Origin of the sequence: uncultured Candidatus Thioglobus sp. (genome assembly GCF_963981275.1) — a bacterium.
Taxonomy (GTDB): domain Bacteria; phylum Pseudomonadota; class Gammaproteobacteria; order PS1; family Pseudothioglobaceae; genus Thioglobus_A.
This window is the reverse complement of sequence record NZ_CAXCCZ010000017.1, coordinates 1-26,336: the sequence shown is the minus strand read 5'-3', so window position 1 is coordinate 26,336 and position 26,336 is coordinate 1. Positions and strand designations below refer to the sequence as shown.

The 26,336-nt window shown below is 41.0% G+C and carries 29 protein-coding genes and 3 tRNA genes; 12 read left to right on the top strand and 20 right to left on the bottom strand.

Annotation, left to right across the window (positions count from 1 at the left end; translation table 11 throughout):
• Nucleotide 1: 1 nt before the first annotated feature.
• Nucleotides 2-78 (bottom strand) — tRNA-Met (locus tag ABNR88_RS04175).
• A gap of 96 nt (nucleotides 79-174) precedes the next feature.
• Here ABNR88_RS04175 and coaE point away from each other — a divergent pair.
• A complete protein-coding gene (coaE, locus tag ABNR88_RS04170; protein WP_291928507.1) occupies nucleotides 175-771 on the top strand; it encodes a dephospho-CoA kinase in 597 nt (198 codons plus the stop codon).
• Here the strand turns inward: coaE and ABNR88_RS04165 are convergent.
• Nucleotides 757-1,068 (bottom strand): (2Fe-2S) ferredoxin domain-containing protein, encoded by a 312-nt coding sequence (locus ABNR88_RS04165; RefSeq protein WP_348670097.1) that lies wholly within the window; start codon nucleotides 1,066-1,068, stop codon nucleotides 757-759. The two genes, coaE and ABNR88_RS04165, sit on opposite strands and share 15 nt — an antisense overlap.
• Nucleotides 1,069-1,214: 146 nt before the next feature.
• On the bottom strand, nucleotides 1,215-2,051 hold the full coding sequence (rsmI, locus tag ABNR88_RS04160) for a 16S rRNA (cytidine(1402)-2'-O)-methyltransferase (RefSeq protein ID WP_291928502.1): 837 nt from the start codon (nucleotides 2,049-2,051) through the stop codon (nucleotides 1,215-1,217).
• On the opposite strand from rsmI, the gene ABNR88_RS04155 reads away from it, so the two are divergent.
• Complete coding sequence (locus ABNR88_RS04155; protein ID WP_291928509.1) at nucleotides 2,047-2,421, top strand: YraN family protein; 375 nt, start codon at nucleotides 2,047-2,049, stop codon at nucleotides 2,419-2,421. The two genes, rsmI and ABNR88_RS04155, sit on opposite strands and share 5 nt — an antisense overlap.
• Before the next feature lie 6 nt (nucleotides 2,422-2,427).
• The gene (locus ABNR88_RS04150) at nucleotides 2,428-3,171 is read left to right on the top strand and encodes a BON domain-containing protein (RefSeq protein WP_348670096.1); all 744 of its coding nucleotides are present in this window, start codon (nucleotides 2,428-2,430) and stop codon (nucleotides 3,169-3,171) included.
• On the opposite strand, the gene rnhB is transcribed toward ABNR88_RS04150, so the two are convergent.
• The 10 genes from rnhB to ABNR88_RS04100 all read right to left on the bottom strand — a co-directional run bounded on the left by rnhB (nucleotide 3,172) and on the right by ABNR88_RS04100 (nucleotide 11,979).
• On the bottom strand, nucleotides 3,172-3,726 hold the full coding sequence (gene rnhB / locus ABNR88_RS04145; protein ID WP_291928497.1) for a ribonuclease HII: 555 nt from the start codon (nucleotides 3,724-3,726) through the stop codon (nucleotides 3,172-3,174).
• The gene (gene purD, locus ABNR88_RS04140) at nucleotides 3,723-4,991 is read right to left on the bottom strand and encodes a phosphoribosylamine--glycine ligase (protein ID WP_291928492.1); all 1,269 of its coding nucleotides are present in this window, start codon (nucleotides 4,989-4,991) and stop codon (nucleotides 3,723-3,725) included. The genes rnhB and purD overlap by 4 nt, the downstream gene beginning before the upstream one ends.
• Nucleotides 4,992-4,999: 8 nt before the next feature.
• A complete protein-coding gene (locus ABNR88_RS04135) occupies nucleotides 5,000-5,638 on the bottom strand; it encodes a hypothetical protein (RefSeq protein ID WP_291928490.1) in 639 nt (212 codons plus the stop codon).
• 15 nt (nucleotides 5,639-5,653) lie between these two features.
• Nucleotides 5,654-6,565 (bottom strand): tRNA pseudouridine(55) synthase TruB, encoded by a 912-nt coding sequence (gene truB / locus ABNR88_RS04130; protein ID WP_291928486.1) that lies wholly within the window; start codon nucleotides 6,563-6,565, stop codon nucleotides 5,654-5,656.
• A gap of 8 nt (nucleotides 6,566-6,573) precedes the next feature.
• On the bottom strand, nucleotides 6,574-6,912 hold the full coding sequence (gene rbfA / locus ABNR88_RS04125) for a 30S ribosome-binding factor RbfA (RefSeq protein ID WP_291928482.1): 339 nt from the start codon (nucleotides 6,910-6,912) through the stop codon (nucleotides 6,574-6,576).
• 5 nt (nucleotides 6,913-6,917) lie between these two features.
• The gene (infB, locus tag ABNR88_RS04120; protein WP_291928479.1) at nucleotides 6,918-9,374 is read right to left on the bottom strand and encodes a translation initiation factor IF-2; all 2,457 of its coding nucleotides are present in this window, start codon (nucleotides 9,372-9,374) and stop codon (nucleotides 6,918-6,920) included.
• 55 nt (nucleotides 9,375-9,429) lie between these two features.
• Nucleotides 9,430-10,905 (bottom strand): transcription termination factor NusA, encoded by a 1,476-nt coding sequence (gene nusA, locus ABNR88_RS04115; RefSeq protein WP_291928476.1) that lies wholly within the window; start codon nucleotides 10,903-10,905, stop codon nucleotides 9,430-9,432.
• A 9-nt stretch (nucleotides 10,906-10,914) separates the two neighbouring features.
• Nucleotides 10,915-11,376: a ribosome maturation factor RimP gene (gene rimP / locus ABNR88_RS04110; protein ID WP_291928473.1), complete on the bottom strand. Its 462-nt coding sequence runs from the start codon at nucleotides 11,374-11,376 to the stop codon at nucleotides 10,915-10,917.
• Nucleotides 11,377-11,547: 171 nt separating this feature from the next.
• Nucleotides 11,548-11,624: transfer RNA gene (locus tag ABNR88_RS04105), tRNA-Met, on the bottom strand.
• A gap of 70 nt (nucleotides 11,625-11,694) precedes the next feature.
• A complete protein-coding gene (locus tag ABNR88_RS04100; protein WP_291928470.1) occupies nucleotides 11,695-11,979 on the bottom strand; it encodes a hypothetical protein in 285 nt (94 codons plus the stop codon).
• Nucleotides 11,980-12,084: 105 nt separating this feature from the next.
• On the opposite strand from ABNR88_RS04100, the gene gshB reads away from it, so the two are divergent.
• On the top strand, nucleotides 12,085-13,050 hold the full coding sequence (gene gshB / locus ABNR88_RS04095) for a glutathione synthase (RefSeq protein ID WP_348670095.1): 966 nt from the start codon (nucleotides 12,085-12,087) through the stop codon (nucleotides 13,048-13,050).
• Here gshB and crcB read toward each other — a convergent pair.
• Genes crcB through ABNR88_RS04080 form a run of 3 tightly spaced genes read right to left on the bottom strand, consistent with a single transcriptional unit; the run spans nucleotide 13,043 to nucleotide 15,611 of the window.
• Nucleotides 13,043-13,435, bottom strand: coding sequence for a fluoride efflux transporter CrcB (gene crcB, locus ABNR88_RS04090; RefSeq protein ID WP_291928464.1), 393 nt, complete (start codon nucleotides 13,433-13,435; stop codon nucleotides 13,043-13,045). The two genes, gshB and crcB, sit on opposite strands and share 8 nt — an antisense overlap.
• A complete protein-coding gene (locus ABNR88_RS04085; protein ID WP_291928461.1) occupies nucleotides 13,432-14,673 on the bottom strand; it encodes a replication-associated recombination protein A in 1,242 nt (413 codons plus the stop codon). The genes crcB and ABNR88_RS04085 overlap by 4 nt, the downstream gene beginning before the upstream one ends.
• Nucleotides 14,670-15,611, bottom strand: a complete 942-nt coding sequence (locus ABNR88_RS04080) for an FAD:protein FMN transferase (RefSeq protein ID WP_291928458.1) — start codon at nucleotides 15,609-15,611, stop codon at nucleotides 14,670-14,672. Before ABNR88_RS04080 ends, ABNR88_RS04085 begins: the two co-directional genes overlap by 4 nt.
• Before the next feature lie 12 nt (nucleotides 15,612-15,623).
• On the opposite strand from ABNR88_RS04080, the gene ABNR88_RS04075 reads away from it, so the two are divergent.
• The 5 genes from ABNR88_RS04075 to ABNR88_RS04055 all read left to right on the top strand — a co-directional run bounded on the left by ABNR88_RS04075 (nucleotide 15,624) and on the right by ABNR88_RS04055 (nucleotide 19,444).
• Entirely contained in the window at nucleotides 15,624-16,817 is a 1,194-nt protein-coding gene (locus ABNR88_RS04075; protein ID WP_291928455.1) for a lytic murein transglycosylase, read from the top strand.
• Nucleotides 16,814-17,233, top strand: a complete 420-nt coding sequence (gene ruvX, locus ABNR88_RS04070; protein WP_291928453.1) for a Holliday junction resolvase RuvX — start codon at nucleotides 16,814-16,816, stop codon at nucleotides 17,231-17,233. The genes ABNR88_RS04075 and ruvX overlap by 4 nt, the downstream gene beginning before the upstream one ends.
• On the top strand, nucleotides 17,230-18,192 hold the full coding sequence (locus ABNR88_RS04065) for an aspartate carbamoyltransferase catalytic subunit (RefSeq protein WP_291928450.1): 963 nt from the start codon (nucleotides 17,230-17,232) through the stop codon (nucleotides 18,190-18,192). The genes ruvX and ABNR88_RS04065 overlap by 4 nt, the downstream gene beginning before the upstream one ends.
• Nucleotides 18,189-18,746, top strand: coding sequence for a UPF0149 family protein (locus tag ABNR88_RS04060; protein ID WP_291928447.1), 558 nt, complete (start codon nucleotides 18,189-18,191; stop codon nucleotides 18,744-18,746). Before ABNR88_RS04065 ends, ABNR88_RS04060 begins: the two co-directional genes overlap by 4 nt.
• Before the next feature lie 320 nt (nucleotides 18,747-19,066).
• Nucleotides 19,067-19,444 carry a hypothetical protein gene (locus tag ABNR88_RS04055; RefSeq protein ID WP_291928444.1) on the top strand — a complete coding sequence of 126 codons (378 nt, stop codon included), beginning with the start codon at nucleotides 19,067-19,069 and terminating at the stop codon, nucleotides 19,442-19,444.
• A 3-nt stretch (nucleotides 19,445-19,447) separates the two neighbouring features.
• Here the strand turns inward: ABNR88_RS04055 and ABNR88_RS04050 are convergent, their stop codons facing one another.
• The 3 genes from ABNR88_RS04050 to trxB all read right to left on the bottom strand — a co-directional run bounded on the left by ABNR88_RS04050 (nucleotide 19,448) and on the right by trxB (nucleotide 21,025).
• Complete coding sequence (locus tag ABNR88_RS04050) at nucleotides 19,448-19,690, bottom strand: hypothetical protein (protein ID WP_348670093.1); 243 nt, start codon at nucleotides 19,688-19,690, stop codon at nucleotides 19,448-19,450.
• Nucleotides 19,691-19,960: 270 nt separating this feature from the next.
• Nucleotides 19,961-20,036 (bottom strand) — tRNA-Phe (locus tag ABNR88_RS04045).
• A gap of 44 nt (nucleotides 20,037-20,080) precedes the next feature.
• On the bottom strand, nucleotides 20,081-21,025 hold the full coding sequence (gene trxB, locus ABNR88_RS04040) for a thioredoxin-disulfide reductase (protein WP_348670091.1): 945 nt from the start codon (nucleotides 21,023-21,025) through the stop codon (nucleotides 20,081-20,083).
• Between the two features lie 82 nt (nucleotides 21,026-21,107).
• Here trxB and ABNR88_RS04035 point away from each other — a divergent pair, with 82 nt between their 5' ends.
• On the top strand, nucleotides 21,108-23,387 hold the full coding sequence (locus ABNR88_RS04035) for a DNA translocase FtsK (RefSeq protein WP_291928436.1): 2,280 nt from the start codon (nucleotides 21,108-21,110) through the stop codon (nucleotides 23,385-23,387).
• Nucleotides 23,380-23,955 carry an outer-membrane lipoprotein carrier protein LolA gene (locus ABNR88_RS04030; protein ID WP_291928434.1) on the top strand — a complete coding sequence of 192 codons (576 nt, stop codon included), beginning with the start codon at nucleotides 23,380-23,382 and terminating at the stop codon, nucleotides 23,953-23,955. Before ABNR88_RS04035 ends, ABNR88_RS04030 begins: the two co-directional genes overlap by 8 nt.
• Here the strand turns inward: ABNR88_RS04030 and hemN are convergent.
• Nucleotides 23,948-25,309, bottom strand: a complete 1,362-nt coding sequence (gene hemN / locus ABNR88_RS04025) for an oxygen-independent coproporphyrinogen III oxidase (RefSeq protein WP_291928432.1) — start codon at nucleotides 25,307-25,309, stop codon at nucleotides 23,948-23,950. The genes ABNR88_RS04030 and hemN overlap by 8 nt on opposite strands.
• A 190-nt stretch (nucleotides 25,310-25,499) precedes the next feature.
• Here hemN and ABNR88_RS04020 point away from each other — a divergent pair, with 190 nt between their 5' ends.
• Nucleotides 25,500-26,225: a Crp/Fnr family transcriptional regulator gene (locus tag ABNR88_RS04020; protein ID WP_291928430.1), complete on the top strand. Its 726-nt coding sequence runs from the start codon at nucleotides 25,500-25,502 to the stop codon at nucleotides 26,223-26,225.
• Nucleotides 26,226-26,336 lie beyond the last annotated feature (111 nt).

Below are 26,336 nucleotides of genomic sequence, written 5' to 3'. Positions count from 1 at the left end.
ATGGTGGTTATAGGTGGACTTGAACCACCGACCCCGGCATTATGAATGCCGTGCTCTAACCAGCTGAGCTACATAACCAAAGAGCGTGTATTATCGATAGATTTACGTAAGTTGTCAATAGCTAATGCATAAATTTGAGCGCAAAGCCTGCCCTTGGGGTATAAAATCAAGCCCATGAAAATAGCACTTACGGGTGGAATCGCCTGCGGAAAATCTAACGTTGCCCAATTGTTTGAGCAACTTGGGGCTGAGGTGATTAGCCTGGATGAACTCTCTCGGCAAGTAGTTGTGCCTGGTAGTGCAGGATTAAGCGAGTTAGTTGATTGCTTTGGCGATGATATTTTGACTGTCGATAAAACCTTAAATCGCAAAATATTACAAGAAATTTTGCTCAAAAATAAAGCCAATCAACAGCTGATTGAAGACATTTTGCATCCAAAAATATTGGAAAAAATGCAAATGGAGATAGAAAATTGCAAAAAACAGCTTATTATTATTGAAATACCACTATTAGTGGAGAAAAACTTAGCTTATTTGTTTGATAGAGCCATTATTGTTGAGTGTAATGAGGAAAATCAGCTAAAAAGACTAATAAAGCGTGAAAAAATTGACAAAAATAGTGCAAAAACACTTATTTCTGCACAAACAAGTCATTCAAACAGGCTAAAACTGGCTGATCAATTATCAATTGACGTGATTGAAAATAATTTGGAAATTTTCGATTTAGAGCAAAAAGTACGTAATTTATATCAAAAACTAATCAATCTGTAAGCGTTCAACAGGTTTCCCGGCAATCAAGTGCTCATTGATGATTTCATCAATGTCTTCTTCATCAATATATTGATACCAGACATTATCAGGATACACAACTGCTACCGGCCCATTCTCACACCTGCCTAAACAGCGTGACTCGCTAATACCAATTTTGCCCTCGCCCATTTGCCCTGCATCGCGACACTTGTCTTTGGCGTAGCGATACATTTCTTTAGCGCCTAATTGCGAGCAGCAAGCTTTGCCGTCTTTGCGCACATTGTTACAAAAGAAAATATGTCGTGTGTAATAATTCATTTAATCATTTTAACTCAAGGGTGTTTCTAAAAGAATTTTTGGCTAGTATTTTTCTTTTCTGCAAGGCAGCTTCTAAAAAAGACGATTGAACATAGATGTAGCTATGAGATTAAGTCTTTTTTAGAAGCTAACACAGTAGAAGAGGATTAAGACGAAGCCAAAATAGCTCTTTGATAGCAATGTTTTTTATCAATGCCCGTGATTTTGGCGGCCAGCTTGGCGGCTTTTGAAGCGCCCATTTCTGTGAGCAAAATGGGCAATATTGTATCTAATTGCTCTTCACCAGCGACTTTATTGTCTTTATCGATGCTGGAAATAAGAATAACAAACTCACCTTTTTGGTGCGCTGGATCTGCCTCTAGATAGTTAATTAAATTAGGCAAGGTGTCGGTGTTGATGGTTTCAAAAGATTTGGTTAGTTCTTTGGCAAAGCACACAATCCTCTCATCGCCCAAAACACTTTGTAAGTCGTAGGCACAAGCCAAAATTCGCTTGGGTGATTCGTAAAAAATAACACTCTGATCACTGTGCGCTATGGCTTGAATGGCTTTGATTCTGGCGGTTTGTTTGTTGGGTAAAAATCCAAAAAATCCAAACTGGTCACTAGCAATGCCAGCTGCACTCATGGCACTGATCATGGCGCTTGCACCTGGAATAGGCGAAACTACAACTCCAGACTTTTTAGCTTCGCGCACAAGCACATAGCCTGGATCGCTGATTAAAGGTGTGCCAGCATCACTGATTAATGCCATATTCTTACCCTCAAGCAGCTCAGCAATTACCGCTTGAGTTTTGTGCTTTTCGTTGTGCTCGTGAAAAGCGCGTAGTTCTGTTTTAAGATCATAATGATTAAGCAGGCGTTTAGAGTGGCGCGTATCTTCTGCTAAGATAACATCAACCGACTTTAAGGTATCGACCGCTCTAAACGTGATATCATCAAGATTTCCAATAGGGGTGGCAACAATATAAAGCGTTCCGATCATGTTTAGTATTAAAAGACAAATTGGCAATCAGGCAGAAGACGTGGCGCTGGAATATCTAACTCAGCAAGGTCTGACACTTGTTCAACAAAATTATCTTACCAAGGTTGGTGAAATAGATCTTATTATGCTAGATGTACAAACTCAGGTGCTGGTTTTTGTTGAAGTTCGTTATCGGCGCAATGCACACTTTGGATCGGCTGTAGAATCTGTTGATCGAGCCAAGCAATTAAAAATTATTCGCACCGCGCAACACTATCTACAGCAGCAGCATGAGTTTGATGAATATATCTGTCGGTTCGATGTTATTGGTCTAGAATCTGATTTAAAATATCCTACAATAAACTGGATTAAAGATGCCTTTGAAGGCTGATTATTTATGAAAAAATTACTACTAGCTACAATATTAATTGCCAACTCCTTAATGCTGACCGGGTGTCTACCCGCCATTCAAGGGGCTTCAACAATTAGCACCATTATCACCACAACAAATGATAGGCGCAGCGCGGGCGAAGTGCTGGATGATAGAACAATTATGTTTAGAATGTTGGCTTGGCCAAACCAAGATGTGTCACTAAAAGATGCACATCTTAATTTTATGGTCTATAACAAAAGTGTACTAATCACTGGCGAAGTGCCTAGTCATGCTGTGCGTGACTACACCATTCAACAGGCAAAAATTCAAGAACCGAAAATTAAACAAGTGTTTAACGAGATTACCGTTGGCCCAAATAGCGGGCTATTAAGCCGCTCAAAAGATGCTGCTATTACTGCACAGGTTGAAACTCTATTCCACGACCAAGAAGTGTTTCACCCAACGTTGGTTCGTGTCATGACGGAAAGTCAAACAGTTTATCTCATGGGTGCAGTCACACAACGTGAAGCAGATAAGGCAGTTAAATCTGCTAAAAAAGCCAAATGGGCAACCAAAATTGTTAAGCGTTTTGATTACTTAAAAACGCGCCCAGCTGCTGAAATTGAACGTGACCACCAAAGAGAGTTGGCTGCACAGAAAAAAGCAGAATTGAAAAAACAGCAAGCCGCATTAGATGCAAAAAAGGCCAAACTCAAACAAGAGCTTAGAGCCTTGGGTGGTAATAATGCAGAAGGCACGCCCTTTTAGCTAAGACAGCCTTTTGATCGGTGCGAATGAAAATCGGTGCTCAGCTTTAATAGCACCGTGTTGTTTAAGCGCTGCTAAGTGTATTTTGGTGCCGTAGCCTTTGTGCTTAGCAAACCCGTACTGAGGATGCTGTCGATCTAGGGCTTGCATTTGTCGATCTCGTGTGACCTTTGCAATAATAGACGCTGCTGAAATAACCGGCTCAGTCAAATCTCCCTTAATAATTGCAGTGCAATGATGTAGATCAGGGCAGCGATTACCATCGACCAAAACTTGATCATATTTAAGCCCTAGGTTTTCCACTGCACGCTTCATGGCCAGCATAGTGGCCTGCAAAATATTGATCTCATCTATTTCTTGGGCACTAGATTGTCCCACTGCCCATTGGCACTGCTGGGTAATCAGAGCGTATAAAGATTCGCGTTTTTTCTCACTAAGTTTTTTAGAATCTGTTAATTCGGGTAGATCAAAGCTAGGTGGCAATACAACCGCACCGGCAACAACCGAACCCACTAAAGGGCCACGGCCTGCTTCATCAACCCCAACAACGATCACTTGATGGCTTTAAAGCCGATATCTGTTCGGTAGTAAGAATTTTTCCAATCAATCTTAGACAATAAGTCATAAGCATTTGTTTGTGCATCAAGTGTGTCATTGCCAAGTGCTGTTGCACAAAGTACACGACCACCGCTGCTCACAACATTATTGCCATCCATTTTCGTTCCTGCATGAAAAACCTTCGCCTCGGCACTGTCTTCAGGCAAGCCAATAACCTCTCCAGATGGATAAGCATCAGGGTAGCCGTTAGCTGCTAATACCACGCCCATGGCTGAACGCGCATCCCACTTAATGTCAGCCTCATTCAGTTTTTCTTGAGTAGCTAGTAAGCATAACTCTGCCAAGTTAGATTGCAAACGCATCATAATTGGCTGAGTTTCTGGATCACCAAAGCGACAGTTGTATTCCAAAACTTTAGAGTTTCCCTGGTCGTCAATCATTAAGCCTGCATACAAAAATCCCGTGTAAGGATTACCTTCTGCTGCCATGCCATCAACCGTTGGACGAATAACACCCTGCATAACCTCTTTAAAAATCTGATCCGTTACAATAGGTGCAGGTGAATACGCGCCCATGCCACCGGTATTTGGACCCTTGTCGCCATTATCGCGCGCCTTATGATCTTGAGAAGTGACCATTGGCAAGATGTTTTCACCATCCACCATCACAATAAAGCTAGCCTCTTCGCCCACTAAAAATTCTTCAATAACCACGCGAGAACCCGCTTCACCAAAGCGATTACCCTCTAGCATGTCATTAATAGCATCAACCGCTTCAAGCTCAGTATTGGCAATAATAACGCCTTTTCCTGCAGCCAATCCATCAGCTTTAATAACAATTGGCGTGCCTTTTTCTTGTACGTAAGCAATGGCAGGCTCAACCTCGGTAAAGACATCGTAATAAGCGGTTGGAATGTTGTTGCGCTCTAGGAAATCTTTACAAAAAGCTTTTGAACCTTCTAGTTGTGATGCATTTTGTGTTGGGCCAAAAATAGCCAATCCTTGCGCTTGAAATTGATCAACTACACCAATGACGAGTGGCGCCTCTGGACCAACAATGGTGATATCAATTTGATTATCCTGGGCAAATTTAATAAGTCCATCGATATCCTCAACGCCGATATCAACATTGGTTAGCTTAGTCTCTAACTCAGTACCCGCATTACCCGGTGCAACAAAAACTTTTTCAACAGTGTCAAATTTGGCACATTGCCAAGCCAGTGCGTGTTCACGCCCACCAGCGCCAATTACTAAAACTTTCATATTTTTTCCTATACGTATTCTTCGATAAACTCTCTAAATTTCTTGTGCGACATAATCTGCGTACCGTCGCAATTAAACGACATAGAAATGGTGGAGTTAAATAAATTAATTACAGCTGAACGCAAATAGTAGCCGTCCAAATTACGCAACTCTGGGATGTTCTCAACAATATATCTAAGTTCTTTCTCATCCGTCAATTGCTTCATGCTTTCATTGCGCTGATGAAAAGCCGCTTGCCAATCTTCAGACAAATACTCAAATGCATGATCATGCTCAAGCATTTGATAATAGCGCTTAATTAAGGCCTCTTTCTCATCTAAGGAAATCATGCCAAAGTGATTAAACACATAATCTGAAACCAATAAATCTTCCGCAAGATGAATCTCTACATTAAATGGATCAAATACAGAAGAAGTTTTGATTTCGCCATTATTCAGGCCGATAACAATTCGATAAATGCCTGTTGATAAAAGCAAAAATAACACAACGTCCATTAGTTCATCGATATTATCATCAACAATACTTTGAGTTCTCTCTCGGTTGTAAACGCTGTCTTTGAGACCTTCATCACCTTTTACGCTACGCATCAGGTCTTCATCGAATCCATAGCCGACCAGTGCGTCTTTTTTGTTATCTCCCGTATTCATACGTTAAATTATAGATTAAACAAAAAGGCGTTTGGGTGCAATGACACCGTCTTGCGTTAATTCCCCAATTCCTAAAAACTGTTGATCGAGATCAAATAGCTTAACCGTGTGCTGCTCACCTTTAAAGTCTGACTGAATGGTTCGTCCATATTTGATGTCAATAGATTGCTGTGCCACTAGCGTAACGCTTTGAATACTTGGCAGCATGTCCTCACTGGGAAAAATATGCGCATCTAGAGATTGATAATCATCGCTAGAAAGCGCTTCTAGCTCGCTAAATTTAAGCGTTTTGCTGATATCGATATGTGCAAACCCTGTGCGCCTAAGCTCAATAACATGTGCGCCACAACCTAATGTATCACCAATATCTTGAATCAAACTACGAATATAGGTACCCTTTGAACAGCTAACATCTAACGTAACCACGCCTTTTTCATAGCTGATAAACTCAATTGCATGAATGGTTACTGGGCGCGCAGGGCGTTCAATTTCTATTCCTTGTCTGGCCAGTTTATACAAAGGCTGGCCATCTTTTTTAAGGGCTGAATACATCGGTGGCACTTGCAAAATATCACCAACAAAGCTCATGGCTACCTGCTTAATAATTGCCTCATCCAAATGAGTATATTCTTGAGTTTTTGTAACTACTCCTTCGCAGTCGCCCGTATCTGTTATTTCGCCTAATTTTCCACGCACAAAATAACGCTTATCATCATCAAGCAAAAACTGAGCTACTTTGGTTGCCTGACCTAAACAAATCGGCAAAATGCCGCTGGCTAGTGGATCTAAACTACCTGTATGGCCTGCTTTTTTGGCAAAAAAAAGTCGTTTAACTTTTTGTAAGGCGGCATTAGAACTCAAGCCAGTGTCTTTATCTAATAAGACAATGCCATTAATATCTCTGCCTTTAGGGTTGCGCCGTGACATGGCTAGAGTTATAGTTTAGAGAGTAGGTCGTCAATTCTTGCACCAGTATTAGGTGCAGGATCAAAAATAAATCTTAGTGCCGGTGTATGACGTAAATCAACCGTTTTTGAAAGGCGAGAACGGAAAAACCCTGCCGCTTTATTTAGCAAAGGATCTACCTCGGCCTTATGCTCTTCTGAAGCGGTATAGTACACCTTGGCAGCACTCAGATCACGGCTGGTTAGCACATCAGTAATTACAACGCTAGACAGTCTGGGATCCTTGGTTTCATTTTTTAACAACGTCACCAACTCTCGGCGAACTAACTCATTAATTCTTTGAATTCTAAAAGAGTCCTGTTGTGCCATTGGTGCTATAGAGTACGTGCAGTTTCAACACGTTCAAAGACTTCAATCTGGTCACCTGGCTGGACATCGTTATAGCCCGCAACACCGATACCACATTCAGTACCTGATTTAACTTCTTTAACATCGTCTTTGAAGCGTCTTAAAGATTCTAGCTCACCTTCAAAAATAACCACGCTATCACGCAATACACGAATTGGCGAGTCTTTTCTAACCACGCCTTCTTGCACCATACAACCGGCAATATCACCAAGCTTTTGTGATCTAAAGACATCTTTCACATTGGCGATACCGATAATATTTTCACTCAATGCTGGGCTTAATAAGCCACTCATGATGGCTTTAACATCGTCAATTAAATTGTAGATAATTGAGTAGTATTCAATACGTACACCTTCACTATCAGCCGTTTTGCGTGCCACTGCATCAGCACGAACGTTAAAACCAAGTACTAGCGCACCTGAAGTAGCTGCCAAGGTAATGTCAGTATTATTAATACCGCCCACACCACTTGAGACCACCTTCACTCTAACCTCATCAGTTGATAATTCTTCTAACGCTTCAACCAATGCTTGAGCCGAACCACGAACATCAGACTTAAGTAAAACGTTAACTGTTGACACATCACCTTCTTCCATTTTCTGTAAGAAGTCTTGCATTTTAGATGCTTGTTGTTTTTGTAATTCTGCTTCGCGTTCTTTAGCTTTTCTAAAGTCAGCTACTTCGCGCGCCTTACGCTCAGTTTCTACCACCAACACTTCATCACCAGAATTTGGTACGCCAGACAAGCCTAGCACCTCAACTGGGGATGATGGGCCAGCTTCTTTAAGCACCTTGCCTTGGTCGTTAACAATTTGCTTAACCTTGCCATACTCTAGGCCGGCAATCATAATGTCGCCTTTCTTTAAAGTGCCTGATTGTACTAAGATGGTGGTTACTTTACCACGACCTTTTTCTAAACGAGCTTCCAATACAATACCGTTTGCAGGGCCTTTAACAACTGCTGAAAATTCTAACACTTCAGCCGTTAATGTAATTGCCTCAAGTAGTGCATCAATACCTTCACCGGTATGAGCAGATACTGGCACCATCATCACATCGCCACCCCAATCTTCTGAAATCACGTCATGTGTTGATAACACCTGCTTAATCTTATCTAGATCTGCACCCTCTTTGTCGATCTTATTGATCGCAACAATAACCGGAACACCGGCCTTTTTAGAGTGCTTAATTGATTCGATAGTTTGTGGCATAACGCCGTCGTCCGCAGCCACAACCAAAATAATAATATCAGTCGCATTAGCACCGCGTAAACGCATTTTTGAAAATGCCGCGTGTCCCGGAGTATCAATAAAAGTAATCTTGCCATTGTCCGTATCAACTTGGTACGAGCCAATATGCTGAGTAATACCGCCCGCTTCACCATCGGCTACTTTGGCTTTACGAATATAGTCAAGTAATGATGTCTTACCATGATCAACGTGGCCCATAATAGCAACCACTGGTGGTCTAAGGCTTTCATTGCCTGTTGGCTTTGACTTTTCAATCAGTGTGTCTTCAATTGTCTCTTCAACACTCGCAACACCTTTGTGACCCATTTCTTCAACAACCAGCAAAGCGGTGTCTTGATCAATAACATCATTCAAAGTGGCCATCACACCCATGCCCATTAACACTTTCAGTACTTCACCAGCCTTGGTGGTCATTTTTTGAGCCAGATCACTCACTTTAATAGTTTCTGGAACGGCAATGTCGTGCATAACCTTTTCAACTGGCTTTTGAAAACCGTGCTGTGCTTGCTCTTCCTGAGTTTTTTGGCTTAATCGAGTTCTATCTTTCTTCTTCAGTTTTCGGTTCGGATTGTGTCTAGCAACGTGCAATTGCTTGCGTCCAGGCGCTTTATTATTTGCTGTATTACGCAAACGCTGAGGCTTTTTCTCTTCTGTTGTCTTTTCTACCGGCTTCTCTTCTTTGGCTTTCTGGACTGGCTTTTCTTCTGTTTTAACAACTTCCTGCTGCTTGTTAGCCGCCTCTTTTTGTGTTTTTAATGCTTCGACTTGCTCTTGTTGTAAGCGAATCATTTCTAAACGTTTTGCATCTTGTGCTAATAACTTTTCATCCGCGTCACGCCCTGCATCAAGTGCCGCTTGTGCTGCTAATGCCGCTTCATTAACACCAGTTTCTGCTTCAACAGCAGCCACTGCCTTAACCCGTTTTTTCTTAACTTGTACCTTAACTCCACCGCCTGTATTGCTCGTGGTTTTGCTACTAGGTTTACGTGAAACCGACATGCTTGATTTGCTCGAAGATCGCTGCGACAAGCTACCCATTAGAATCTTTCTTTCCTCAGCAGAAATGCTAGAATCTGCCTGCTTGCCTTTAATACCGGCATTGGTAAGAATAGTGATTACTTCATCGGGTGTTTTTTTCAGTAGTTTGGATAATGTTTCAACTGTATGTGCCATAATGCTTGCCTGTTTTTATAATGATTAAATGAACGCTTCTTACTAACTATCGTTCTTAATCAAACCATCCTTCGTTTTCTCTTGCTGTCATGATAACACCTGAGGCTTTTTCTTTGTCCATAACTTGAATCTCTAGCAGCTCATCAATAGATAATTCTGCCAAATCGTCAACGGTTGCTATCTCTGCTTCAATTAAAGCATCAGCTAGATCGGCATCAACGCCTTCAACACTCATTAATGCCTCAGATGCATCAGCATCACCTAACGCTTGCACTAACTGTGCATCTGCAGCACGCTCTTGTAATTCCTCAACCATTGTGGCATCAAATTCTTCGATACTTTCCAACACTGCACCATCTGCATCTGCGATGTCGCTAACACTGGCAAAGCCTTCTTCTAATAGTACACTAGCTACTTCACTATCAACACCAAGCTTATCAGCGAGTTTACCGCTTGCTTTTTGAGTCTCTTCAGCTTGCTTTTCATCTGCATCTGTCGTTGACATAACATTCAATTTCCAGCCCGTTAAACGCGCTGCTAGTTTGATATTCTGACCACCACGACCAATCGCTAAAGCCAGTTGATCTTCTTCAACTGCAATATCCATTGCATTTCGATCTTCATCAACAACAATCGAACTTACCTCTGCTGGTGCCATTGCATTAATGACAAATTGCGCAGGATCTTCATCCCATAAGATAATGTCAACACGCTCACCGTTCAGCTCATTTGAAACCGCCTGAACACGTGCGCCACGCATACCAATACAAGATCCAATTGGATCTAGGCGCTTGTCCTTTGCTTTAACCGCAAGTTTTGAGCGTAGTCCTGGATCTCTCGCACCACCCATAATTTCAATCACGCCTTCTGAAATTTCTGGCACCTCCATTTCAAATAACTGAATCATCATCTCTGGCACTGTGCGCGATAAGAAAATTTGCGCGCCACGTACAGATGATTTAACTTCTTTAATATAAGCTCTTAATCGGTCATTTTTTCGTACTGATTCGTTAGGAATTAGGTCAAACTTAGAGATCATGCCGTCAACGCCACCCATGTCAACATAAACATTACCGCGATCAACACGCTTCACCGTAACCATGATCACTTCACCCACACGTTGAGTGTAGTCATGAACGATCACCTCTCTTTCCGCTTCACGCACTTTTTGGATAATAACTTGCTTAACAATCTGTGCTGCAATACGGCCAAACTCTTCTGTTTCGATCGGCTCACGCACAAAATCATCTACTGCTACGCCATTAGCATCTTTCTCATAAATATGTAGTTCTGAATCAAACGGCGTGCCATCATCATCAACAAAATTTTCTTTATCATCGATAACCATCCATTGTCTGAATGTATGAAACTCTCCGGTTTTACGGTCAATTTCAACGTGGGCGTCAATCTCTTTACGTTTTTTGGTCGCAACAGCCAAAGCCTCTTCTAATGATTCAAAAACATCCTCTTTTGAGATGTTTTTTTCATTAGAGATTGCCTCAACTATTAAAAATAATTCTTTACCGTCCATGTTTTTCTCCTAAAAGTCAGCGACCAAGTTCGCTTTTTCAATCATATCAATGTCCAAAGTTACTGGACCTAATTCTGTTACCAGTTCTATACTGTGATTTAATTCACTAACGCTGCCAATAGCGCCCTTAAATTTACGCTGACCATTAAGTGGCCTAACCAAACGCAACGTAATATCGTTGCCTAAAAAACGCTGATAATGCCCAATATGAAACAACGGCCTCTCAATACCGGGTGATGACACCTCTAAATTATATTGATTGGTAATTGGATCTTCAACATCAAAAATAGCACTAAGCTGGTGTGATACTTTTTCACAGTCCTCAATACCGATGCCGTTATCTGTATCAATAAAAACACGCAAAGTACTGTGCTTACCGCTAGCAACATATTCAACACCCACCAACTCATAACCCATGTCTTCAAGCACAGGGTTTATTAAATCAGTAATTTTGTCGGTCATTTTTGCCATTTATCTTTTGCCGTTAATTATTGTTAAACATTTTTATCTAGGTAACTAAAGTCTTGGCTTGTTTGCCAATATAACTACTACTAAATCACTTTTTATTACATAACAAAAACCCCCTAAAAAGGGGGTCTTTGCTTGCTTTAATGATTATAAATAACCAAAAAAGACTTGATTTGGTAGCGGGGACAGGATTTGAACCTATGACCTTCGGGTTATGAGCCCGACGAGCTACCGAACTGCTCCACCCCGCACTAAAGTGGCGAGATGATACGCTGTTATTAAGTGTTTGTCTAGTCTATTTTTACTTATTCTAGAATAATACTATAAGTGAGATTGGCTAACACTACCCACGCCGTGCACTGTTATTTCGTACCCTTGAGAAAGTAAATGCTTGACATACAATCGATTATAGGTAAAGAAAAACATGATGTTAGCAAGGCCTAAGGTCAATATACACAAGGGGAACATCAGCGCAAAAGACTTCCAATCACGTCGATAAATTGCAGGGCAAAAGAACAAACATAAAGACGTCCAAGAAAAGCCAACGGGGGCAATTTTAGTCTCTTTAGTTTTTGGGTGTTCTAGTGTTAGGGTTGTGTAAGCCAATTTTTTATCTCTCCTCAAAAACTTATTGTACACATTTTTTATGATTTATCAACGGCTTAAATCAAGCTTTGAAAAACCAGGCTTAGATAAACTATAATAAGCACCATGAAGCCAATTAAAATCGCTGTGTTGATGGATGACATCAACAATATTAAATCTTACAAAGACTCTTCTTTTGCCATGATGCTTGAGGCTACCAAGAGAAATTGGGAAATTTATACCTTTGATGCACATCATTTATTTGCACAGAATGGCGAAGTATTTGCCACTTGTAGCAAAACCCAAGTATTTGACGATACTCAGCATTGGTATGAAAAACAAGACCAAGTTGAGTGCTCACTTCAAGACTTTGACGTCATTCTCATGCGTAAAGACCCACCTTTTGATATGAATTACATTTATGCTACCTACTTCTTAGAGCAGGCTGAAAAAGATGGAGTATTAGTTGTTAATAAGCCGCAATCTTTACGCGACGCTAATGAAAAGTTATTTGCACTTAATTTTCCACATTGTATTGCTAAAACACTGGTCAGCAGTAACCAGGAGCAAATAAAAAAATTCATTAAAAAACGAGGTATTAGTGTCGTAAAACCCTTAGATGGCATGGGTGGGAAAGATATCTTTAAGCTTGAACAGGGCGATGATAACATTACTGAAGTATTAGGCTACCTTACACATCAAGGCAGCACACCGATCATGGCTCAAGAGTTCTTAAGTGAAATCTCCCAAGGAGATAAGCGCATTTTACTCATTAATGGCAAGCCAATTGACTACGCACTAGCGCGCATGCCGGCTGAAGGCAGTTTTAAAGGTAATTTAGCGGCCGGTGCCACCGGTGTTGGACAACCACTAAGTGATAGAGATCGCTACCTATGCGAGCAAATTGCACCCACACTCAAAGCCAAAGGCTTGATGTTTGTAGGCTTAGATGTGATCGGCGACTATATTACTGAAATCAATGTCACTAGTCCAACTTGCATTCGTGAGCTGGACACTCAATTTAATCTTAATATTGCCGCCACCTTATTCGATGCCATTGAAGAGAGGTTAAATCAAAATGTTTCTAATTAGGCAAAAAATATCGGGTTAACGCAACGCCTACGCCTGCTGCTGTTAACGATAAAAAAACGTTCAATAAAATATTAATTGCAGCCTGTCCGTAATGCCCCAGGCTAATCATTTCAACAGATTCCCAAGACAAGGTTGACATGGTTGTCAAAGAGCCAGTTAAGCCAATTAGCAGCATCAATCTATAAACCTCGCTTAAGGCTGCTTTTTCTATAACAATTACCACCAAAATGCCTGCTAAAAAAGAGCCGATAATGTTGGCACTTAAGGTGCCATAAGGAAAGGCTGAGCCCATTGTGGCATTCATAAACTGAGTTAGGTAGTAACGCATAGTAGCGCCTATGGTAGCACCGGTACCGATGGCTAAAACAGTAGGTAATAGCGTCATAATTCTCCTCGTATTTTTTTCAATTTTTCTGCAATTTTAATCTCTAACCCGCGATTGGTTGGCTGATAATAACACAGCTCACCTAAACCCTCTGGAAAATAAGTTTGACCATGGCTAATGCCGTCTATTTCATCATGGGCATAGCGATACCCTTGTCCGTAGCCTAAATCACTCATCAGTTCTGTTGGTGCATTACACAGGTGCTTTGGTACTGGCAAATCACCAGTTGCTTTAGCCTCGGCCATGGCTTGATTAAAAGCCTTATAAAGCGCATTAGATTTGGGCGCAACAGCGCAATAAACTACTGCCTGCGCAATGGCTCGATTACCCTCTTTATCCCCCAAACGATCGTATACATCCCAAGCATTTAGAGAAATCTCAAGCGCCCTTGGATCAGCGTTACCAATATCCTCTGAGGCAATCGCAAGCAATCGTCTGGCTATCGTCTTTGGGTCACAACCGCTTACCAGCATTCTCGCCATCCAGTATAGCGCCCCATCAGGCGAAGATCCGCGCACCGACTTATGAAAAGCCGATAATTGCTGATAAAAAATATCGCCACCCTTATCAAAGCTGGCTACTTTATCTTGTAAAAATTGACCAATACTTTGTGCATTTAAGGGGCTTAGTTTTGCCTGATCAATTTTTTCAACACTATTAATCAAGCGTCTAGCATCGCCACTACTGCTAGCCACAATTTTATCTTGTGAAGGTTGATCGAGTGTCAAATTCAGATGCACCAAACAGCGTTGTAATATTTGCGTTAAACCGATTTCATCAAGCGCTTCAAGCACATACACACTCACGCGCGAAAGCAATGCTCGATTAAGCTCAAACGAAGGATTTTCAGTTGTAGCGCCAATTAAGGTAATCAGTCCGGACTCAATATGTGGCAAAAACGCATCTTGTTGTGCTTTATTAAAGCGATGTATTTCGTCCACAAACAATACAGTTGGTTGACCTATATTTTGATATTTCTTAGCATTTTCAATGACTACTCTAAGCTCCTTAACGCCATCCAATACTGCGCTCAATTGCACAAAATAACCCTCAATTTGAGCGCACATAATGCGTGCTAAGGTGGTTTTTCCAACACCTGACGGCCCCCACAAGATCATTGAATGCAGCTGCTTATTATTAATGGCTTGCTTAAGCGGATGAGTATCGTTTAATAGGTGAGATTGCGCACAAAAATCTTGCAAATCCTTAGGCCTGAGTGTTTCTGCAAGTGGTGTCATAATCCAATCTTTATAATATTTTGTGACAAGCAAGGGTCACCACATTTATTTAAAATTAATACCGTTTTAAGCTTTAGTTGTCGTGCCATTTTAGCGGCCTTAACACTGCCCATTGCCATCATTGCTGTTGCATAGGCATCCGCCAACATATTGCTTTTATGGATCACACTTGCTGAAAATAGATCGCTGTCAACTGGTAGCCCCGTATGCGGATCCAAAATATGTGCATAGCGCCTACCCTGCCAAACAAAATATTGACGATAATTTCCCGAAGTTGCAATAGACTCATCAACCAAATTAATAGCAATAGCCGGCTGACCTACAGGCGCCTCAATACCAATTGACCAGCTTCCTTTAACTTTAATCTCCCCCCCAATTTCCACCATAAACCGCTCGCCCTGCTGATTATTCAATATTTTAGCAATTTCGTCCACAGCGTAGCCCTTGGCAATAGCTGATAAATTAAGCTGTATGTCTGCACTTTTTTCAAGTTTTAATTTGCTTAACTTTAATTGCTCAATAAGGGAGTTGTTTAATGCTTTAGCAATCTCTGATCGACTGGGCTTATGCTTAACATCAGCCACTCCAAAACCCCACACATCAATAAGTTGACCCATTCCAGGATTAAAAAAACCACTTGTTTGACCATGTAAACTAACTGCCTCACTCAAGACAAAGGACATGTCAGTTGAGATATCCGCCACTCCCCCAACGGGTTGACGATTTAATGCGGACAGCTCTGAATTTTGATCCCAGCTAGAAAAAATTTGGTTAATTTGCTTCAAGCGCTGATCAATCTGATGCTGATCAATCTTGATAGTCTGAGCTTTAATACTATAGCTTGTCCCCATAGTACGCCCTTCAACTTCATCATTTTGATCGGCAGACTGGCAAGCACTTAGCCCTAAAAAGACAAGGATAGTGAACAGCTTAGGCATTATAATTTTGTCATGTTTAGATTGCTTATTTGCTTGTTATTCTCTTACTCGGTATTTGCCAATGATACCCTAGCACCAAAACTCGTGCCTGAGAGCCAAAGCTTTAAAGAATTCTTGCTGGATATTCGCCAACAAGCGACTGCTCAGGGCATCTCTGACGCCACACTTGACCAAGCCTTTTTAGGACTAACACCCAACCCAAAAGTAATCAAACTGGATCAAACCCAGGCTGAGTTTAGCCAAAATTTTTGGCGCTATTTAGGCTCTAGAGTTAGCGAGTATCGCCTTAATAAGGGCGCTCAAAAACTTAAACTACATCAAAAAACACTGCAGGAAAACTACCAACACTATGGCGTTCCGCCTCATATTGTTGTCGCCTTTTGGGGATTAGAAACCAACTATGGTAGTTATATGGGCAACTTAAGCCTGGTTCGATCTCTAGCCACACTTAGCTATGACCAGCGACGCCGAGCATTTTTTACTCAACAACTATTAACACTATTAAAACTAATTGATGACGATAAGATTCCAGCTGATGCCAAAGGCTCTTGGGCGGGAGCAATGGGCAATGTTCAATTTATGCCAACCAATGTTGCAGCTTACGGCGTAGATGCTGATAAAGATGGAAAAATTGGTCTATGGGATAACACCCAGGACATCTTTGCTAGTGCAGCTAACTTCTTACAAAAAATCGGCTGGAAACGAGGACAACGATGGGGTAGAGAAGTTAGCATTCCATCTTCTTTTGATTACCAATTGGCAACACTCAGTGTTAAAAAAACAGTTAATGAATGGCGCGCCTTGGGAGTAAAAACAGCCAACGGCCAATCACTACCCAAATCCACCATGAGTGCCTCACTGATATTACCCATGGGTTATCAAGGGCCCGCTTTTTTAGCTTATCAAAATTTTCGTGCAATTTTGCGCTGGAACCATTCTATTTTGTACGCTCTGTCTGTAGGTCATTTATCCGACAGATTAGCCGGCACCAGTAAATTATATGCAACCCCCATTAAAGAGCCTTCTCTAAGTCGTGACAATATTATGCACATACAAACCACGCTAAACCAACTTGGATTTGACACAGGGGAGCCGGATGGCATATCAGGCCCCAAAACACGCAATGCAGTACGTGAATACCAACGCGCCCACAAACAGCCAATTGATGGCTACGTGGGCTATCAACTCTTACAGCAACTCAAATGAATATCAAAACATACCTAGGCTTTGATGTTGGCACCAAGCGCACTGGCGTTGCTATTGCCAACAGCCTAACCTCGCAAGCCGCTGGCCTTGATGTTGTCTCACACCATAAAAATGGCGCCACCAACTGGGTAGGATTTGACAACATTATCACCCAGCATACGGCTGATTTATTTATTGTTGGCGTACCGTATGATCAAGATGGCAAAGAACAGGAGATGACTTTTATTGCCAAATCTTTTGGCCGTAAACTCAGCGCAAGATACAATATTGACACGGTTTTTGTGGATGAGTATTTATCATCAAACGAAGCCAAAAAACAATTAAAATATAACCACCATCACAAAAACGCAAGCCGTGGTGAGGTGGACAAACTCTCAGCAGCGCTGATATTACAAACCTGGTTAGGAGATTCATGAAAAAAGATTTGATTAGCAACCAATCCCAGCTGGACGACTCTGGCAAGTTAATCCATCTTTTAGGCCTTGAAAATCTACCCAAATCCTACTTAATTGATATTCTTGATAAGGCCGATAGTCTGATTGACAACAAAGGCAGACTTAAAAAATCAAAAGCTTTGGATGATATGTCGGTTGCTAACTTATTTTTTGAGCCATCAACCAGAACCAGAAATACTTTTGAAATTGCAGCGATGCGTAGCAGTGCTAATGTCATTAACGTTGATTTAGCCAACTCAGCATTAAAGAAAAACGAAGCCTTGATGGACACCATGCATACGCTCAAAGCCATGCAAATTGATATGTTTATCATACGTCACAAACAATCAGGTCTGCCGCATCATGTTGCTCAACACCTAGAAGGCGTGTCAATTCTTAATGCGGGCGATGGTATTAACGCTCATCCAACGCAAGCTTTATTAGACATGCTTAGCATTCGTCAACATAAACAAAACTTCAAGAATTTATCAGTCGCTATTGTTGGTGACATTACCCACTCTAGGGTTGCTCACTCAGATATTCAAGCGCTTAAAATGCTAGGAACAACCGATATTCGACTCATTGCCCCTGAAGGCTTACAGCATGATTCAAGCCGCTGTGAGGCGGTTAAATGTTTTGATAATATCGATATCGGGCTCAAAGATTGTGATGTTATTATTGTTCTACGCCTACAAAAAGAGCGCATGATTGAAGCTGACATTCCTAATGAACAAGAATATTTTGACCATTACGGCCTTACACCAGAACGCTTAGCACTAGCCAAAAAAGACTGCCTAGTTATGCATCCAGGGCCAATCAACCGAGGTGTTGAGATCGACTCCACGGTTGCCGATTGTTCACAATCCATTATTTTGCAACAAGTCACTAACGGTATTGCAGTGCGCATGGCTGTTATGCAAACATTAGCTCAAAACTCATGAATAACCCATTAGATTACGACACCTTTAAATCCACCTTGCACCATCTCAATACCGACGACACCATCTCCAGTGCGCACGGCATATTATGCGGCTTTGCCTGCGTTAAGCCTGACCTAAGTCTAGATGATTGGCTTAATGAAGTACTGGTGAGTATCGACCTGGACAATCTTAATGAAAAATCTGCTCATGAAGGATTGGCGCAAATATTTAATGAAACACTATCCCAACTAAATGACGCCACCCTTGATTTTCAACTATTAATTGCTGATGAAGACTCAAGACTGGGCGAACAAGCTAACACTCTGATCGAATGGTGCCAAGGTTATTTGGTCGGATTAGGCTTGCAAAAGGTTTCAACTACCGATGAAGATGCGTTAGAAATGATTAAAGATCTTTCTGAAATTTCAAAGCTTGATGCTGACGTTCTCGATACCGAGCAAAACGCACAGGATCTTAATGAAATTATCGAGTTTGTACGCATGGGAACCCTGCTAATTCAGGAGACTTTACAGCCTTCTAAGCAAGACTATATCAGCACAGAAACACTGCACTAATCGCCTAAAACGCTGCTGCTGCGTACGTTTAAAAACTTTAGGTACTGATAATATAACAATATCATAAAATTATGCCCTAATGATAGTGTTGCAAAGCTGTTGCAAGTGTATATCATGGCACACCCATAAGGGGATTAAATCTTGAGGAGGAGGTAGCCGCCTAACTAAACTTGAGGAGAATAAAAAAAACGACTACCTAATAGAAAATCATTAAATATATCTCGGGGGAGAGAATAATGATCTTCTAATTATTATTATACCATAATATTAGAAAAATATAATATACTTTATAATTTATTTTAAAAAAGGCCAAGTAATTAATGCAACTCCCTATTCAAAAAATTGTTACCATTATCGCTCTGTTTACAGCTTTAATCGGTAGTGCTACTGCTACTATGCACAATACTGAAATCATTCAAGCAAATGTTGTCAATGTAGAGCCAATTTACATGAATTACACCCTAGAGAAGGTAACAGCGCCCTGTGCTTCTGGTGCTCGTAATTGTTGGAATATGAGTTATCAGAAAAAAACAGCCAAAGTGTTAAAAGGCTATCGAGTCAAACTCTCTTTTAACGACAACACTTTCACTGCTAGAATGCTAAACAAACCAGAAAAAGATCATCTCGATATTCGTGTTAAAAGTGATTTGCTAGTCATGCCTAGCACGGTTGCGATTAACGCAGCAGTTGTCTACTAGCGCTTAACGATCTAGTCTTGCCACCTGCGTTGGCAATGTTGGTGCTAACGCAGGTGCGTTATCAACCACAAAATCATAGCCTCGATTACCATAGTTGTAGAATGCAGAATTCGCTAGGTGTGTTTTTTTATGTACTGAATTTTCAAACATGGCTAACGGATTAAACACACCATAAGGCGTTGACATATCAGCAAAAGCATTGGCTGATAATAGTGTCATAGCAAGAATGTTTAAGATTGTTTTCATAATGTTTGTCTCAGTTAAATTAGTATGCCGACACCTTATCTCTTGAGGAGAGAATAATTCTTGGGGGAGAGTGTCGACATGTGAACTATTATATCACGAAAACATAATATGTCAAGTTAATAATATTATAATTTACTAATATAGATAATCTGACAACAGCACAATCGGTCAAATTTAATGTTTTTTGGGCTTGAAGCGTAAGTCTTGTTGCGTAATGACCCTTCTCAAGACAATAAAAAAGCGCATCAAAGTGCGCTTTTTTATGAAATATGGTGGCCGCACCTAGAATTGAACTAGGGACACAGGGATTTTCAATCCCTTGCTCTACCAACTGAGCTATGCGGCCGTAAAAGTCAGAATTATACCAAAAAATCTAACTCTTAATAAAAACTATTCGCCTAAAAATCTCTCAGCATCTAAAGCCGCCATACAGCCAGAGCCAGCAGAGGTGATTGCCTGACGATAAATATGGTCTGCCACATCGCCCGCTGCGAATACGCCTTCAACTGAAGTTTGTGTTGCATTACCTTGTGTGCCGCTCTGAACTTGTAAATAGCCATGATTCATATCAAGATGGCCTTCGAAAATACCGGTATTTGGTGTGTGGCCGATGGCAATAAACACGCCGTGTACATCAATCTCTTTAGTGTTACCATCATTACTTTTTAAGCGTAATCCAGTAACACCCATATTATCGCCTAGAACTTCGTCTAAATTTTGATTGTATTCAATAGTGATGTTGCCGGTTTTTGACTTTTCAATCAGCTGGTCAGAAAGAATTTTTTCACTGGAGAATTTTTCACCGCGATGAACAATCGTAACATGATCAGCGATATTAGATAGAAATAGCGCCTCTTCAACAGCGGTGTTACCACCACCAACAACCGCAACCTTTTGACCTCGATAGAAAAATCCATCACAAGTTGCACAAGCCGACACACCTTTACCTTTAAAAGCCTCTTCAGATTCCAGGCCCAAGTATCGTGCTGATGCACCAGTGGCAATAATAACTGAATCTGCTGTATACGTGATAGCACCACCAGTCAAAGTAAATGGACGCTTTGTAAAATCAACCGAGGTAATGTAATCATTAATAATTTCAGTGTTAAAGCGTTCAGCGTGTTTTTTCATACGCTCCATTAAGTCTGGACCTTGAACACCTGCATCGTCACCTGGCCAGTTATCCACCTCAGTGGTTGTCATTAGCTGACCACCTTGCTCCATGCCACTCACCATGACTGGGTTTAAATTTGCACGCGCAGCGTAAACTGCCGCTGAATAACCCGCAGGACCCGAGCCTACAATCAATACCTTACAATGTTTATTTTCACTCATTTATGCTTCAATCCTTTATACTTATAGCCAGACCAAAATCAGTCTTTTAGATTTAAACATTATAAAGCAAGCGCAAATCTCCTTGAAAAAAAATACCTCAATTAAAGCCAAAAAAAACCGACAAAGTCCACGTACAAAAGCCAGTAGCGAGATACTATTCATCGTACTGGGCGCTATTGGACTTATTTATTTATCGGCATTGCTCACCCACTCTCCGCATGAAAACCCCTGGTCTGGTGATGTGGCGCTTGATGCATCCGTTGCCAATTTAGCTGGCATTTTTGGTGCTTATTTAAGTGACATCTCTTTATCTATTCTTGGCTTTAGCGCTTATATTATTCCGATTTCATTAGCCTGGTTTGGCTGGTGTGTACATAAAAATGCAGAACAGCCCAAGCCACCCAAGTTAATGATCTTGATTCGCAACTTTGCACTGCTTATTTTAATTGCCTTTAGTAGTGCCTTTCTTGCTCAGAATTTCACAAATACTGGAGCCTCTGGCGGTTACTTAGGGGTTAGCATGCATGACTATTTTGGCGTGCTATTTGGGAGTGCTTCGCTCATTGTCTATCTAGGCATTATGATGGTGAGCTTTAGTATTGTTGCTAGTACTTCTTGGATTAATATTTTCTCTTCTACTAGCAGCACTCTGGGTGTCTTTTTTGCCAAAATTCAACAACAGCGTGCCAAATCAAAACTCAATCAACAAGAGAAGATTAAAATCACGCCTAAGCCAACAATTAAGCCAAGTGTAGTTGCTAAAGTGAAAGCAGCTAAAGTTAAAAAAATCAAAAAACCCACCTCTTCAAATCTATTCAATACTGCAACAGTGGCTGGATTGCCTAGCCTAGACTTGCTAGATGAGCCCGCCAATAATACCAGCGGGTTTTCTGAACAAGTACTGGAAGACATGTCTCGACAAGTTGAAGTAAAGCTTAAGGATTTTGGCTTTGATGTCACCATCACCACTGTAACACCAGGGCCAGTAGTAACCCAATTTGAGCTGTCTTTGGCGCCTGGCGTTAAAGTGTCACAAATCATGAACCTTAATAAGGATTTAGCTCGCGCCCTGTTAGTTGAAAGTGTGCGTATTGTTGATGTTATTCCTGGAAAACCTGTTATTGGGCTAGAAATTCCTAATGAGGTGCGTGAAATGATCAGCCTTAAAGAAGTGCTCGCCTCTGAAGCCTTTGCCAAATCAAGTTCAACACTTTCTATGGGTCTAGGTAAAGATATTAATGGCAACCCTATTGTTGCCAACTTGGCAAAAATGCCTCACTTACTGGTAGCTGGCGCTACAGGAATGGGTAAATCGGTTGGTTTAAATGCGATGATTTTAAGCGTACTTTATAAGGCCAAGCCGGACGAGGTGCGCATTATCATGATCGATCCTAAAATTGTCGAACTGGCAATTTATGCAGATATTCCGCACTTACTAACCCCTGTTGTGACCGACATGAATGAAGCGGCTTCAGCACTTTGGTGGTGTGTAAATGAAATGGAACGTCGTTATTCATTGCTGGCTAAGTTTGGCGTGCGTAATATTGATGGCTTTAATGAAAAATTGAAAAAAGCTAAAGAAAAAGGCGAGCCATTATTAGATCCAAGCTTTAATAAAAATACTGCAGCAGAAGGAGAAAGCGCTGCCGAACTAGAGGCGCTGCCACTGATCATGCTCGTGATTGATGAATATGCTGATATGTTGGGCGCACTGGCCCAGGAAGACCGTGCTAAAGCTAAGCGTGTTGAGGCTCTCATTGTGCGTTTAGCACAAAAAGCACGTGCTGCTGGTATTCATATTATTATTGCCACTCAACGCCCAAGTGTTGATGTGATTACTGGCCTTATCAAATCCAACGTACCAACACGTATTGCCTTCAAGGTTTCTTCAAAAGTAGATTCTCGCACCATTCTCGATCAAGGTGGCGCTGAACAATTGCTAGGCATGGGCGACATGCTTTACATGAGCCCCGGCATGGCGCATCTCACTCGTGTACACGGCGCCTTTGTTGATGATGATGAGATTTTACGCGTGGTCAATTTTTTGAAAGAAAGCTCAGAAACCAACTACCTAGATGGCATTTTAAATGCACACAGTGAATCCCAAGGCTCTCATGAAGGTACGGGTGGTACAACCTCAACAGCGGGTGGAGAGGCGGACCCACTGTATGATGAAGCTGTGCAAATTGTCACTTCATCACGTCGCGCTTCTATTTCAAGTTTGCAGCGCCGTATGCGCATTGGCTATAATCGAGCGGCACGCATTATTGAAGATATGGAGTCAGCAGGCGTTGTTAGCACCATGAACAGCGCGGGTAATCGACAGGTACTCGCCCCAGAGCCGATCAATACGAATGACTAACTTTCTAATTGTACTGGCCGTCTGTTTTTCCAGTACAGTCACAGCTGATACTGAATTTAGTGATTTTTTTAATTCGTTTGAAACACTAAGTTCAGGCTTTACCCAACAAACTTACGATGACTCAAACAGACTGTTAACCGAGACTTCTGGTCATCTATATTTTAAACGCCCGGCCTCTTTTATTTGGCAAACGGATACGCCAATTGAGCAAACCCTGCTGTTAAATAATCATGAATTATGGTTTATTGATACGGAGCTGGAGCAAGCCAGTCAACGTGACATGGGCGATCTCAAAAATACACCTTTATATTGGCTTATTAATCGCCCAGAACAGCTTGAAAATTTGCCCCAATACGATCACACCGAATCAAATATTAACTGGTACAAAACCAATCAAGATAATCAGCTAAGCTTTGGCTTTCGTAACAACAAGCTTAGCACTCTTAAGCTAACAAACCCGTTGGGGCAAAAAATTCAAGTGATTTTTAGCGCACTAATGCTCAACCCTAAACTGAATAAAAATACTTTTGTATTAGATCTAGACGCCGACTTCGACGTTATTAGATAGTTTTAGAAAATTGAGTTTTACTACTGGCTAAGTAGGCATCAAACACCATGCAAATATTACGAATCAAGAGTTTGCCTTTTTCTTGCACTTTGATTGAGTGCTCATCAAGCTGTAAAAGCCCATCGGCATGCATTTCACTTAGCTCAATTAATGAATCTGCAAAGTACTCATTAAAGCTAATATCAAAGGCCCGCTCTACCTTGGAAAAATCCAATCCAAAATGGCAAATTAAATCCATAATAACCGCGCGCCTAATTTTATCGTCTGCATTAATTGTCTGACCCTTAATCACTGGCAACTCACCAGCCTCAATGCGCTGATAATACTGCTCAAGATTTTTTTCATTCTGCGAAAAACTGTCACCAACTTGACCAATAGAACTCAATCCTAGACCAACAATATCACAATCAGCATGAGTGGAATAACCCTGAAAATTTCGATATAAATGCCCTTGTTGTTGTGCAATTGCCAATGGATCTTCAGGTAGGGCAAAATGATCCATGCCAATATAAACATAGCCTTGTTTAAGCAAAAAATCCATTGAATATTTAAAGATGGCCAATTTTTCATCTGCACTTGGCAATTCAAAAACATCAATCCGTCGCTGTGGCTTAAATAACTCTGGCAAGTGTGCGTAGTTAAACAAAGAAATTCGATCCGGCCTAAGTTCGCTCACCTGATCAAGTGTGGTTTTAAACGTCTCAACCGACTGTTTTGGCAGTCCATAAATTAAATCAATGCTGACTGATTTAAAGCCATTCTCTCGAGCAAGATCAATAACTGACTTGGTTTGCTCAAAACTTTGAATGCGGTTAACTGCCTTTTGTACGGCAGCATTAAAATCTTGTACGCCAAGGCTAATGCGGTTAAAACGTGCTTTAGCTAAGGCTTTAATTGTATTCTCATCAACCCCTCTTGGATCGATTTCAATTGAATACTCCCCTGTTTTTGAAAAGTTAAAAGCACTCTGGAGCTTTTCACTAAGACGTGTAATCTGCTCGTTTGATAAAAAAGTTGGCGTGCCGCCACCAAAATGCATCTGCTCTACTTGGCGTTTAGAATCAAAAAGCTCGCCCTGTTTGTCAATTTCTTTAAATAAAGCCTCTAGGTAAGGTTCAGCTTTGGTTTTGTCTTTGGTGACAACCTTATTACAACCACAATAAAAACACACTGTATTGCAAAATGGAATATGGCAATACAGTGAAATCGGCCCTTGACGATCATTGCTTAATGTCACCTGATTTTGATAATCAGCTTGAGTGAACGTCGAAAAGTTATTGGCCGTTGGATAAGAGGTGTACCTCGGCCCAGAACGGTCATATTTTTTAATTAAAACTAAATCAAACAAACTCATATTACTTACTCATAAAAAATCCCTGGGCAGTGCAACAGGGATTTTATTTAATAGGGTGGGGTTGGTCTTTCGACAAACCCCGGGGAGAGGTTGTAATTGTATCAACAATAACCCTCAAACCCTTGATTTGGATCAAGAAAAACATAAATAATTTACACCACAAGCTTACTTCTCTGCTACAATTCGGCTCATGATTCCAACTAAAAAACATCTCGAACGATACCATAATTACTTGATCAATCTGCCAATTTTTAACAATCTAAATAAAGAAGATCTTAAGCCTTTATTTGATACATTGCAAGTCAGGCAGTTTCATAAAAGTGAAGTGGTTGCCTTTAACTCTAAAGAGCACTCTAATTTATACATTAACTTTGATGGTTTATTTAAGTTAACAAAAATTGATGAACGTGGCGATGAGATCGTTTTAAAGATAGTCGATAGAAAAGGCATGGTTTCACCAATGCACTTTTCACCCCATTACAACGTAGCAGCGGACTTTGTTAAGAACACAACTTTGTTCTACTTTCCACAAGAGGCGGTTGCCAAAGCCATGGCTCTTCATCATCAATTCTCACTTAATATTGTCCAGTTTTTGGCCGAAAGCGTTCAAAGCTTAATGCTAAGTGCAGAGGTGCTGCAACTCAAAACAGCCAAAGAAAAAGTTGGCTGGTATTTAGTGCACTCCAAAATTAACGCCACCTTTACCCTGCCTTATTCAAAATCCCTCACCGCCTCTTATTTAGGTATGCAGCCAGAATCTTTCTCCAGAGCCCTTTCCGAACTTAGAAAAGACGGTGTTATATTGGATAACAAAAAAATCAGGCTTGATAATGGCGATGAACTTTGCACCTACTGTGACCCAGTAACTGGCTCGGATTGTGCATTTTTTAAAACGCCTGACTGCATACACGACTAATATCACGCTCGATAAAAATTTTACCAATCTTTAAAACTACACCAGCAAAGCTGTCAACATTGCTTTTATTTGAATATTGATTCATATCAAGGCACTTATCTAAATCGCATA